We start from the raw sequence: 10,853 nt of genomic DNA on the forward strand, positions 1-10,853 counted from the left end.
GCTGGTTGCGGCAATAGCACTCGTCATAGTTACGATCGTCACGCGGGCCATACCGATAAGCAGTGCCGATCATAGCAACGCGGTGTTTAGTAGCTTGATCGTCATCTCCCTAGCGGTGAGTTTCGTTATATATCGAATATACCGAAAAGAACTTCTTCGAATGCACCAGCCTAGCCGAAAATTTCCATTGATTATGGCATTCATAACATCCGCGCTTCTAATTCAGCTTTCGTTGCGCGTCAGCCAGCTCTGATGCTGTAGAATGTCCGCTTCCGACCAACTGCAGGCAGACGGCATCAAGGTAGATTCTTCGGCTCGACATCGGCCTTCAGCATCACAAGCCGCTCGACGATCGCCCGGTACGACCGATGACAGCTCGTCCACGGGTGCCGCGGCTCCAGTGTGGCAGCGGTCCAATATTTTGTGAGCAGCTTCGGATCGCGGACAAACGGACGCAGCACATGGAGCGCGAGGCGAACCTCGATCGTCCCGACTGCCTTGCTGCTGGACTGATAGGCCGCCGCCTGCAGGATCTGCAGTGCGAGGTTGATCAGGGCGTGGCGGTGCGCACGCTGGCGAGCGCGCTGCTTGCCATAGGGAATGGGCAGGAGATGGATCAGCGGCGACGCACATCGCTTGGGGCATTTGAGCGCCGACCGGGCCGCGCGCCAATCCGTATTGCCGCCGTTGGCCCGCACCTCGTCGATCAGTGCCGCTAGATCCCAGACCTCGGTAGCCAGGCAGCTTCGGCAACTGACGCGGACCTGCGCTTCGATACGATGCAGGTCGTGCAGGGTCTTCGGGTCGCCAACCACATGCCGGGTTACGCGAAGACGGGGAGCGGTAGCTGCTCGCCCTGCGCTGCCAGGACAGCGCGAGCCTGTTGAGCGGCTGCAACCGCCTGCCGGTAATGCACTGTCGAGCAGCGCTCGGCTTCATCAAACCCGACCGGTGCCCATTCGTCGCTCGGATAGCAGGCGTCATAAATCGCGCGCGCAGCCGCACGCAGCCGGAGATCGTGCTCCATGCCAAGGCTCCATCGATGTCGAGACGCCGCGAATCGGCGTGCGACATGGTTAGAACAAGAGAGGAACAACGGGCAAGGGTCGAAGTCGCGACGGCCGATTTTCTAAGGTCTGATTTTCGGGCTGACATGGGACGTCGACAAGGTGGCGGCACCCGACAGCTGCCGTGCGCAAGTCACGTTACTCTGCAATCTTGGACGCCTGACCGCAGACACTGCTGACGCCCTTAACGATCTCCGCCGGAGGGACCGCAACGGCTTTACGGTAGGCGTCACGTGAGGCATTTAAAGCGACGCCTGCCGTGAGGTCACCAAGGACTGCCGCCGTCCTCAGCTAGGATGCGCTTCGGCTTCTGCGGCTGGCGGCTGATCATCGGTGCTGTCGATGGCATCGACGTAAGCGGCGGACTCGTCTGCGATGCCGGCCTCTTCGCTCTTGCGCGCGGCTTCACTTAAATCGGGCGTCTTCTGGTCGTCAGCGTTGATATCAGACATGATCTTCTCCTCTGCCTCCACAACGCGCCGCTGCCTGCTTCAGTCGCACGCGGCCTCTCGCGGTACGGGCGGAACGGACTCGGATGAAGCTCGCGCGGAAGTTTGCGACCAGCCGGCGGCGTCAACCTCGCAAGCCGGACGTTCATCGGGCTGAAGGAAAAGGCAAATGGCAACCACCCCCTCAAACGAAGAGCTTGGCTTCGAGCGTGACGAGAGCAACGTACCCGGCAAAGGGGCCAGCGTGTCCAAAGATACACTGTAGGACGCACCCGCACCGAATAGCGACGAGAACGACATGGAGAAGGCCCAGCGAGACGCAGCCGAAGAGCGTGCGGAAGAAGGCAGCTACCAGTAAGTTAATCGTCCTTCTTGTTCACGCCGAGTGAACGAACATCTTCCGATGTACGGATGGCGGGAATGTAGCTCCACGCTGTGGCCGCCGCACCGCCCGCTGCGGAATAAACGATTTGTGCGCCCTCTTTGAAACGATCCGACAGCAAGCGCGTGATGTCACTGAGGTGGCGACCGAAGCCTTGAGCCACCGACGATACGATCCGCTTGAGTTCTTCGAAATTTTCGCGCGACATCAGCGCCTGAATTAAGTCGAACGCGAAGTTGCCGATCGCCTTTAGGAATTCGATGCCCACGTCGAAGGCGGCGCCGACGGTCGAAAGCAGCGCCGTTCGATCGTCGTCATTCATAGCCTTCCAACCGTAGTGAATGGCGCCGATCGCTGCGCAGGTCATCACGATCGGGTTCCCGGTGCCGATGATCACCTTGCCAGTTAGCGGGTTGCCGAGAAGGCTTTGCCCAACTCCAATCAGGAGCATCGCTGTCTCCTGACCGACGCCGAAACCCGAGGTTGCTGCTTCAAGCACCTGACCACACCGGTTGGCTAAAACGTTATCCGCCTGCTTCAGCGTCTCGATGTGGCCGATCGCGAATTGCGCCGCATTCCCGGCGAAGCCATAGGCCTGCGCGAGCGTCGACATGCCCGGCGTTACGGTTGACACATCAACAAGATTCATTCGTTCGACCTCGACGTTTTAGCGGTGATCAACTCAGTGGTACCCGCCCGCGACATCGACAATGCACTGCTCGTCTCGGCCCGACTAGCCATCATCACTAGAAGATAAGAAAATCAAAGGTTGGTTGAGCGTCGCGTTGACCTGTCCGCGGTTCTGAGGAGCGGGCCGTCGCGCACCGGCGCGGCAACACTGATTTCTCCATCTTTGTCCCCTTGCGGCGAGCGGCACCAGATTGAGTATGTTCGAGCCACGGCGCGACATCGGCGCAGGAGCGGTCCGGTGATCGGGGTGGAGGGTGGGTCCCGGCGGGGCCGAACGGCCGTCCTGCCTTAGCCCAAACGGCTTCTGGCGCCCTTCCCGGCCAGACGGCGATCCGCCCGGTTCCGAAAAAAAATGCCGGCGACCTAGCCCCGCCCACACACCGACCGAAGTCAGCGTGCGGGCGGGTGAAGGATAGTCTCAGGCGGCAGTCCAATCGACCTGCTGCTTGGATGCCCCGGCTTCGACGGCCGCTAGCAGGGTATCGTTGGCGAGATGCGAATACCGCATCGTGCTTTTGTGATCGGCGTGACCCAGTACGCGACCGACCGCAAACAGATCGATCCCGGCGTTGATCATGAAAGACGCGGCGGAATGTCGCAGGTCATGAATACGTAGGTCACCCCAGATACGCCTCCCGCCGGGCGGTGTCCCAGGGGTGCTTGATGTCGGTGAACGGTTTACGCGTTCTGGGGTTGGGCAAAAGGTACTGACAGCCACCGAAACGTGGCAGCTGTTCGATTAAGTCTACGGCCGCTTGAGACAACGGTACGTGCCGAGGCTTGCCTGTCTTCGATGTCGGTATCAGCCATGATCGCCTCTCGATATCGACATGCTGCCATTCCGCGGTCAGCAGCTCCGACACCCGCGCCCCGGTTAGTAGCAGCAGTCCTACGATGTACTTCAGCTGTGTGTTGCGGGAGTTCGCCACCGCCTGCTGCAGACGCTTCGCTTCCGTTGCGTTCAGATAGCGGTTGCGGGCATTGTTGATCGGCGGTCGCTTGATACCGTGGGTCGGGTTTCGCGCCGCGCCGGGGACGCCCCACTCGATCGCCAACTCGAACGATCTGCCGAAGATGACGCGGATTTTCTCGACGGTCGCCGGGGCCAGCCCTTCGCCCGACTTCTCCGACAGCCATTGGGCCACATCCTGCTTAGCGATGTCGGTCAGGTGCAGCTTGCCCCAGCGCGGAACGATGTGGCGACGCATGTACATCTCGGTCGTGTCGTAAGATCGTTGGTAGGTCTTCGCATGCGCAAGATGCATCGCGGACAGGTCTGCATACGTCGGTACGGCCTTGACCGACGCCTTCGCCGCCGAAGGATCGCCGCCGAGCACGACCTCGGATCGGAGACGCTGAGCCTCCTTCCGAACCTTGTCGACGGTGAGGTCACCGTACGCACAAATCTTGTGCTGGCGCTGCCGGCCGTGCGCGTCGGAATAGCGAAGGTAGAAGGTCTTCCCGCCGGTGCAACGCACTTCCAGCACGAGACCGCGGATGTGTGTGTCCCAGAAGTCTGTCTTTTTGCGCCCCTCTTCGCAGGTCGCGAGCAGAGCGTTGGTGGAATCAAGCTTAAGCTTGGGCATATCAGATATCCTTTGAGAAGAGCCCTGTGGATCGGTTCCGTGGAAGGCCAATCGGCGTGGGCATGAAGAAGGGCACAGCTGTGCAGCGGCCTCGAGGAGGTCCGCAGATGGTGTTGGCGTCGGATGGTTGAGAGCGATGCCGGTTCGCGGACGCAGATAGATCAGCTGTGCGGACTAAAACCGGGGCCGATCGTTCAGCGCGCCCAGCATTAACGCCTTTCGCGCTGAGCTATTGTCGCATCAGTTGTGGATTCCCAGGGCACAGCGGCGCCGTGAGCGTTCGCACCCTTGCACCAGACTCGAAGAGATTGAGCAATTCGAGGCTCGGTGCAGTCGCCGGGGTGGGGCGGGTGGTGGCAGGGGGGAGAAGAAACACAAAACCCGACTGGCGGACAGACGAGCACGCCGGTCAGCTTCGTCATCTCCTACCCCCCTCCCCCCCCTCCCCCCTAGGCAGGTGATGAGGATTAAAAGTTTAGTCGAACTTGGACTTGGTCAGTGTCGGTTTGGGGACGTCGCTTTCGTCACGATGTCGTATCGGGAGGTTCCAGCGGAAGAACCCTTTAGACTTCTTCGGTGGTCCAAAGTGAGCCCTGAGAACCGAGCCAGCCTCTCGCGCCTGCGCTGTTGTCGGAGAATCGAAACCCAGTTCGATCAACAGCTCCTTAGCGGTCATCCGACGCATCATCGGCTCCTTCTCTTCAGCGTCGATGTTGACAAACTCGCTGATCGCCTCCCGAATGATGCTGGTGGTCCGATGACGATCGTTCCAAGCTTCGAGTTCAGCCTCCTGCGCTTTGTCGAACCACCACCGCTCTCCAGCGTGGAAGTCCACAGCGAGCTGCGCAAACAGCTGCTGCATGTCGATGCCGTGGTCGTAGTCGATAGCTTCGACAGCAATGACACCCCAGCGGGTTGAACCGGTCGGATCACCGATGAAGTCCGACCCGTTCACGCTGGCCATAAAAACGGTCCGGCGGGGCCATTCCGAGTCCGTGGCGCCATATGGCAACCGAACGACATCCCGATCCCGTGTCAGAATGCCCTTTACCCGCTCCTCGTCCTTACGAAAGGAGCTGGTCAGCTCGCCCAACTCGACAAGCCAATAACGTAGCGCGGTAATGATGTTGTCCTTCGCGCCGCCGTCGAAGTGATGATCGGTTTTCACCACCCCCGCCCGAAGGGCTGCGTCGGGAACCAAGCTCATGCACCACCGGGTCTTACCGATGCTCTGCGGCCCTTGAAGTGTGAGTACCAGGCGGGTCGAAAACCCAGAAGGCATGAGAGCGGCGGCAACCGCACTCAGCCCCCACCGGTACATAATCGCCTCCTTCAGCGAGACCGGATAATCCGTCACAGTGCGAAGTGTGGCATAGAAGTCGGGAAGGCGGTCGACCCCGTCCCAGGCCCTGGAAGCGATCCAGTCCGCGACGGGGTTGTAAGGCCGTTCGCTGGCGATGGCATCGACAATGGCGCGAGTATCGCCGTTGTGCATACCGTGCAGCGATAGCAAGCTTCGAATTTGGGTAAGAGTGACGCCTTCGCTGTTGTCGGCCACACCGGGTAAACCGGGAATCGATATCTCGGTTCGTTTACGAACCATGTTGTACCCGGCGACGATTCCATTCGTATCGAGCAGGTGTCTGACGTTCGCAATGGTTGTCGGTGGAGCGCCGACGCCGGGTGGCTGGTCGGGAAATGACCGGAAGTCAGCCTTGGTGGGCGTCCACTCGACGACAAAGGCCGGGGGTTCCGCGACGTCGATGTTAGCAGCCTGGTCCTCGCGGCGTTCGGGATGGGGAGACCCGCCCCCGGGCGACCGCGGCGCCCGTATTTTAGAGGTATCCAAGAACTTTTCCAAAAGATTGGGCTTCGAAAAGCACTGTTCACCGGCCTAATGAAGGTCGGCCAACGAAAAGCGCGACATGCGCAATGTGATGTTGAAAGTTGATGTCCACAGGCGTGTTGATTTACTTCGCGCCGTAACTCGGTGTGACCTTACGTTCCAGCTTGGAACGCAGCTGCGTGGAGCAAGTATCGAAATCCCAATCGCGCGATTGGAATACGCTAACGTCGATTCCACAAAGCGATATTTGCGTCCTAAGCTAGCGACCCGTCGCATCAAGACGGTAGCAGGAGATAGCGCGTCGCCCTTCTGCGAAGGACTCATTCAACGGGTTCGGCTAAGCTAAATGCCCATAACTCAAGCCGCTTAAATGAGAGGCGGCTGAAAAGACTTTACGTTAGGATCGAGGAAGGGCCGATACCGGCTGAGTCCAGAGACGGCGCCGTTCGACGCAGTCATCATTAGCGGACGCGTCGAGACGTCCACAGGTGACGACGCCACCCCTGTTGTCGTTAGATTCACGGCCATACCCTCTCGGCTACGGCTTCAATGAGCGGCGCTTCACCGGCCTGTTGCGGCATGCGGCAAGCGAACGAGGCATAACCCCGAGGCAGTCAGCAAACTGATGCGGGGAGGCATCGGCACTGGACGGATTTCGCGGCAGACAAACGGGGTTGGTGCCGACGCGCATCGGTCGGACGGGGTCCGCAAGAGATGCGGCATCGACACCTTTCGGATCACGCTGCCTCCGACACCTCGTCCACACCCAACAACGGTGCACGGCGGCCTTGCTCGTTTCGGCACCACAGATGGTACTCAGGGTTATCGCCCTCGTACGCGTCGATCAGAAATTCGATCGACTCACGATCAAATTTGGAACCACGCGCTTCGAGGTAGCGGTAGATTTCCGCCGGAGACTCAAAGCCTCGAAAGACCAGGCAGTAGATAATCGTCAACGTCATCGCTAACCCCGCTCGCGAAAGGTTGGGGCGGATATCGGGCTCATGATCGATCGCCGTCATGACAGACGTAGATTCATCAAATACACGGCGAGTTATAAACGTGTGCATTGGTGGTGTCCCAGTTGCCGGCATCAGGCCGGTCTGCAAATTGCCCGATAGCAATCTCGCACAGAGATATTCGTCGGGGGGACCCACATGTGTGCCGATTTTATCGGTCGTCAATATCATGTTATTCGTGTTTTATTGAAAGTCTAAGCTATCGATCTTTCTTAAGGGGAATTTATTTTTGCAAGGTGCAAGGCTTCCAACAAGGGCGGCGATCACACTCCCTTATGAAAGTGACATAAGCTTAGAAGAACCCTTCCCGCCCCGGTCGCTATATCTCTTGCTAAGCTTGATTAGCACGGAGTCATAGCCGTCGTGTCCGATGAGTAGCACATAGGCAAACATCGAGCCGAGGGTTATGATCGGCGTCTGACAGGGTTTGTGGTTGAGTTCCAAACCTCCAGAAGACTGGATTTTAAAAGCATTTCAGCTATAATGACGTAACCTTTACATCAATTTCCGCCCCTTAATATCAAAACGCTTGCCAAAATAATAAGTCCTGATATTTACTTAATCCGGAGGAATGACGCCCCTTCTAAGGCCGTATTTTTTTCGCATTGCTTGGACCAGCTTGCGAGTAACAAGCTCAATACCCGCACCCGTGCCAACCTTTATAACGTCCAGCTTCAAAACAGAGGCATTTTCTCTAATATAATTCCCAGCGACGTGATTGTTTCCGCTTTGAACAATATCTGACCGAAGCGTTTGAAGTCGCTTGGACAGACCGCCATTATCAAAATCAGTTCCACTACCTATTATTTTGGTTTGATTGCCCCGCCGTGCTCGATATAGCCCGACAACTCCATCCAAACTTGCATGCTCGACGGAAAATCCCCCCTCCATCTCCTCCCACTGATCGTCCCACTGATCCAGGTTTTTGCCGGCGATCTTCGCGCTGGCGCCCTTAATGCTCCCGTCGCCTGGCATTTGGCTATCTCCACACACTTTGCAGATGCCAGACTACCTATTCAGCGGGTATTTTCAATCTTTCAGCCAGCCTCCTTGGACTGGGCGGCCGCCGCAACGACGGCACATGGTCAGTAATTCCGGCAATCTCGTTTCGGCATCTTGGATCAGCAGGACGTAAGCGAAGGTCGATCCAAACGTGACGATCATCTCAAACCAGCCGTTTCGATCTTGGAGGTAATCCCAAAAAGGATGGAAGCCCGGCTCGCCGAAACGTGCGCCGTCGATGGGTTCGATCAGCGGACTGAACCCGACGTGGCGAACAATGTCAGCTTCGGTGTCGCCCGCTTCGACAACCAGATATTCCGTGTGGTCGATGAGGCTGCCGGGGAGCGCCGCGATCCGTACCGCCAACAGTTTATGAAGCCGCGGGTCAAGGTCGAGCGAAAGAGCGTGCGCGATGGTCACGCGATCGTAGAAATGCAGCATGGTCGATACCTTTCGGACATAAAAAAAGCGCCCCGGCTGGGACGCTGTGCGGATGACGATGAAGGCGGGGCGGGCCTGTCAGACGGCGCCCAGCAGTAGGTTGCGCAGATCGGCGTCGACGGTGATGCAGTCGGGTACGAAGAGCGCGACGCCGAACCCGTCGTCGGAAAGGATGATGACGGCCTCCAGCCATCGACCGTGCCGTTCGACGAACTCGAAGAGCGCCACGAATCCCGGATCGCCGAAGCGCTTTCCGTTGATCGCATTTGTCGCGAACATCACGCCCGCGGCCGCCTCGACGGTTTCGATTGTGTCGCCCGGATAGGCGACCACGATGTGTATGAGGTCGCCGAGATCGGCAGGTTCGTATTCAAGCAACTGCGATCGTCGTTGTTCTAGAAGTTGTCGCAGCGTCGGATCTAGCGGACCGTTCAGCGTTCGCGCCATGTCGGCGGAACTGCGGATGGAAATCATGTCGTTTCTCCATACGAAAAAGGCCCCCCGGATTGCTCCGGAGGGCCTGTGAGGTTGCGTTTCGGGTTCTAGGTTAGCGAAAGGTCGCCACGACCTTTACGTTGGGCTGCCCGGCGATGCGGAGCGGTATCGAGAAGTAGCGCTCGATGTTGGCGATCGCTTGCTTCTCGGCTGTGTTTTTCAATCCCGGCTGCTGAGCTTGAGCGACCATAGCCTGCCGCGCTTTGATATAGTTGAGCTTGCGCAGCGCCTCTACCGTCTCCTCTCCGTAGGTCAGGACGCCGCCGTTAATCGTGGTTGCGTTTTCGGGCTGGAAGGCGATGTCTCCCAGCGTGACCTTCGGCAGCTTTACGGTGACGATCTGCGCCGTCTCGTTGTAGCTGACGTCGGCGAGGGTAAGGTCGGACAGGTCGACGTAGTAGTTGACCGCGGCCGGGACGATCAGCTCCTGTTGGCCGTTGAACAGCCACAGCCACTTTCGGCCGGTTCGGACCTTCGAGGAGCCCTTGTAACTGAACACCAGCAGTTTGTTTTCTTGCCTGAGGCTCTCGACCGTCGTCGCCAGCACCTTCGAGGTGTCGATCTGGAAGAACCCAGTGTGTTTGACCTCTGTGTCGATCGGTCTCCTGTCTGTGTTGAGGTACACCCCGCCCGCCACGGCGAGGTGTGAGAAAATCAGCGCCGGCGCCGAAGCCCTCATTGCAGCGCGAATACGAGTTGTGGATCGGATGCGACGACGAGGCGCCACGTTTTTCGGTCGAAGGCAGCCTTGTCGATCTTCCAAGCCGCGCGCCCTTCGACGGCGATGTTCGGATTTATGTCGGCCACGAACGAGCTCTGATCGGCGACGTCGACTCCCGCCGATGCCGTCAGAAAATCATCGATTTTGTAGCTTTGCCCGCTCGGATCGACAAGGCTCAGCGGAGGACGATCCATCAATCCAAGCGGCTGGGCGGCTGTGTTCTTCAGTTTGTAGCCGACAATGACGAATACCTCGCCTTCGTTGGCCTTTGGGCCGTATTCAATGTTCGGCGGAGTGGTGACCTTCGTCACGGTGAAGTCGATGCCGTCCGCCTTGCCAGCTTGCTTCATTGCGATCGGCGCGCCGGCAGAGATGTCATTTTGATGGGGAGCGGTGGCGCTCGTTTTGCTTGCGTCGTCACACCCTGCGATGGCGAGCACGGCAGCCAGGACCATAAGTTTGCTTTTCATGACATTCTCCAAGGGAGGATTGCACGCGCCGAAGCCCTCACAGACGACGGCGCAGTCGACGAATTTTGAAAGTGCGGAAGGAGGCGCGACTGCGAGGGTCGCGACAGTCCTTCAGATGACGCAAATTATCTGGTGATCCCCGATCCGCGCGGCTTGCAGATCTGGTTAGCATAATCCCACTGCCGGCTGGTGGACCGGCATTCGGATTGAGCACTGTCGAGTCGTGCGCGGCGTTCTTTTGCCCGCTCCTCCGCGTCGGCCTTCGCCTGTATGCGAGCAACTTCTTCTGCCCGTATCCGCTCACGCGAAGTCAACTGTGCAGAAGCGACCGACGGCAAGAGGATGAACGAAATTACGACCGCGACCGCGGCCTTAAACTTGGTCATGTTTTTTCTCCTGATGATGTACGATGGACGCGCGGCATCGCGCCGGGGCTGGGTTGCGCCGACGTGGTTTCGTGATGCCGCATGGATGATGTCGCCCCCTGACGGAGCGACCTTCGGCTTGAACCCTCGTGCCGCCCCTATGTAACCTCTCGGAGCGACGGCCGAAGCCGGATGTTAGGAACCTAGCCACTAGAGCAGGCGCATGCGCCTTTACCGGCGAACCGGCTGGACATGCGCGCATGCCACCCGGCCACAGTTATCCTGTCGACCGAGTTCTAGTGGCTGGGGTTCCTACGCCC

14 protein-coding genes are annotated in these 10,853 nt (G+C 58.7%); all 14 read right to left on the reverse strand.

Annotation, left to right across the window (positions count from 1 at the left end):
• Positions 1–296: 296 nt before the first annotated feature.
• The 14 genes from ACX40P_RS12405 to ACX40P_RS12470 all read right to left on the reverse strand — a co-directional run bounded on the left by ACX40P_RS12405 (position 297) and on the right by ACX40P_RS12470 (position 10,554).
• The gene (locus tag ACX40P_RS12405; RefSeq protein ID WP_459126669.1) at positions 297–815 is read right to left on the reverse strand and encodes a hypothetical protein; all 519 of its coding nucleotides are present in this window, start codon (positions 813–815) and stop codon (positions 297–299) included.
• Between the two features lie 8 nt (positions 816–823).
• Complete coding sequence (locus tag ACX40P_RS12410) at positions 824–1,027, reverse strand: hypothetical protein (RefSeq protein WP_459126670.1); 204 nt, start codon at positions 1,025–1,027, stop codon at positions 824–826.
• A 327-nt stretch (positions 1,028–1,354) separates the two neighbouring features.
• Positions 1,355–1,519: a hypothetical protein gene (locus ACX40P_RS12415; protein WP_459126671.1), complete on the reverse strand. Its 165-nt coding sequence runs from the start codon at positions 1,517–1,519 to the stop codon at positions 1,355–1,357.
• A 356-nt stretch (positions 1,520–1,875) separates the two neighbouring features.
• Entirely contained in the window at positions 1,876–2,532 is a 657-nt protein-coding gene (locus ACX40P_RS12420) for a hypothetical protein (RefSeq protein WP_459126672.1), read from the reverse strand.
• 474 nt (positions 2,533–3,006) lie between these two features.
• Positions 3,007–3,306, reverse strand: coding sequence for a tyrosine-type recombinase/integrase (locus tag ACX40P_RS12425; RefSeq protein ID WP_459126673.1), 300 nt, complete (start codon positions 3,304–3,306; stop codon positions 3,007–3,009).
• Positions 3,206–4,174 carry a tyrosine-type recombinase/integrase gene (locus ACX40P_RS12430; protein WP_459126674.1) on the reverse strand — a complete coding sequence of 323 codons (969 nt, stop codon included), beginning with the start codon at positions 4,172–4,174 and terminating at the stop codon, positions 3,206–3,208. Before ACX40P_RS12430 ends, ACX40P_RS12425 begins: the two co-directional genes overlap by 101 nt.
• Positions 4,175–4,649: 475 nt before the next feature.
• On the reverse strand, positions 4,650–6,035 hold the full coding sequence (locus tag ACX40P_RS12435) for a VapE domain-containing protein (RefSeq protein ID WP_459126675.1): 1,386 nt from the start codon (positions 6,033–6,035) through the stop codon (positions 4,650–4,652).
• A 722-nt stretch (positions 6,036–6,757) separates the two neighbouring features.
• On the reverse strand, positions 6,758–7,042 hold the full coding sequence (locus tag ACX40P_RS12440) for a hypothetical protein (protein ID WP_459126676.1): 285 nt from the start codon (positions 7,040–7,042) through the stop codon (positions 6,758–6,760).
• Positions 7,043–7,597: 555 nt separating this feature from the next.
• Positions 7,598–8,014, reverse strand: a complete 417-nt coding sequence (locus ACX40P_RS12445; protein ID WP_459126677.1) for a hypothetical protein — start codon at positions 8,012–8,014, stop codon at positions 7,598–7,600.
• A 54-nt stretch (positions 8,015–8,068) separates the two neighbouring features.
• The gene (locus tag ACX40P_RS12450) at positions 8,069–8,482 is read right to left on the reverse strand and encodes a hypothetical protein (protein WP_459126678.1); all 414 of its coding nucleotides are present in this window, start codon (positions 8,480–8,482) and stop codon (positions 8,069–8,071) included.
• 78 nt (positions 8,483–8,560) lie between these two features.
• On the reverse strand, positions 8,561–8,929 hold the full coding sequence (locus ACX40P_RS12455) for a hypothetical protein (RefSeq protein WP_459126679.1): 369 nt from the start codon (positions 8,927–8,929) through the stop codon (positions 8,561–8,563).
• 100 nt (positions 8,930–9,029) lie between these two features.
• Positions 9,030–9,656 (reverse strand): DUF4230 domain-containing protein, encoded by a 627-nt coding sequence (locus tag ACX40P_RS12460; protein ID WP_459126680.1) that lies wholly within the window; start codon positions 9,654–9,656, stop codon positions 9,030–9,032.
• Positions 9,653–10,168 carry a DUF4352 domain-containing protein gene (locus ACX40P_RS12465; protein WP_459126681.1) on the reverse strand — a complete coding sequence of 172 codons (516 nt, stop codon included), beginning with the start codon at positions 10,166–10,168 and terminating at the stop codon, positions 9,653–9,655. The genes ACX40P_RS12460 and ACX40P_RS12465 overlap by 4 nt, the downstream gene beginning before the upstream one ends.
• Positions 10,169–10,293: 125 nt before the next feature.
• Positions 10,294–10,554: a hypothetical protein gene (locus tag ACX40P_RS12470; protein WP_459126682.1), complete on the reverse strand. Its 261-nt coding sequence runs from the start codon at positions 10,552–10,554 to the stop codon at positions 10,294–10,296.
• Positions 10,555–10,853 lie beyond the last annotated feature (299 nt).

This window comes from Sphingomonas sp. RS2018, from assembly GCF_054489605.1.

Coding starts and splice junctions, on each gene's coding strand:
- ACX40P_RS12410 (WP_459126670.1), bottom strand. CDS start 1,027: ATGGAGCACGATCTCCGGCTGCGTGCGGCTGCGCGCGCGATTTATGAC.
- ACX40P_RS12415 (WP_459126671.1), bottom strand. CDS start 1,519: ATGTCTGATATCAACGCTGACGACCAGAAGACGCCCGATTTAAGTGAA.
- ACX40P_RS12430 (WP_459126674.1), bottom strand. CDS start 4,174: ATGCCCAAGCTTAAGCTTGATTCCACCAACGCTCTGCTCGCGACCTGC.
- ACX40P_RS12440 (WP_459126676.1), bottom strand. CDS start 7,042: ATGACGGCGATCGATCATGAGCCCGATATCCGCCCCAACCTTTCGCGA.
- ACX40P_RS12445 (WP_459126677.1), bottom strand. CDS start 8,014: ATGCCAGGCGACGGGAGCATTAAGGGCGCCAGCGCGAAGATCGCCGGC.
- ACX40P_RS12450 (WP_459126678.1), bottom strand. CDS start 8,482: ATGCTGCATTTCTACGATCGCGTGACCATCGCGCACGCTCTTTCGCTC.
- ACX40P_RS12455 (WP_459126679.1), bottom strand. CDS start 8,929: ATGGCGCGAACGCTGAACGGTCCGCTAGATCCGACGCTGCGACAACTT.
- ACX40P_RS12460 (WP_459126680.1), bottom strand. CDS start 9,656: ATGAGGGCTTCGGCGCCGGCGCTGATTTTCTCACACCTCGCCGTGGCG.
- ACX40P_RS12465 (WP_459126681.1), bottom strand. CDS start 10,168: ATGAAAAGCAAACTTATGGTCCTGGCTGCCGTGCTCGCCATCGCAGGG.
- ACX40P_RS12470 (WP_459126682.1), bottom strand. CDS start 10,554: ATGACCAAGTTTAAGGCCGCGGTCGCGGTCGTAATTTCGTTCATCCTC.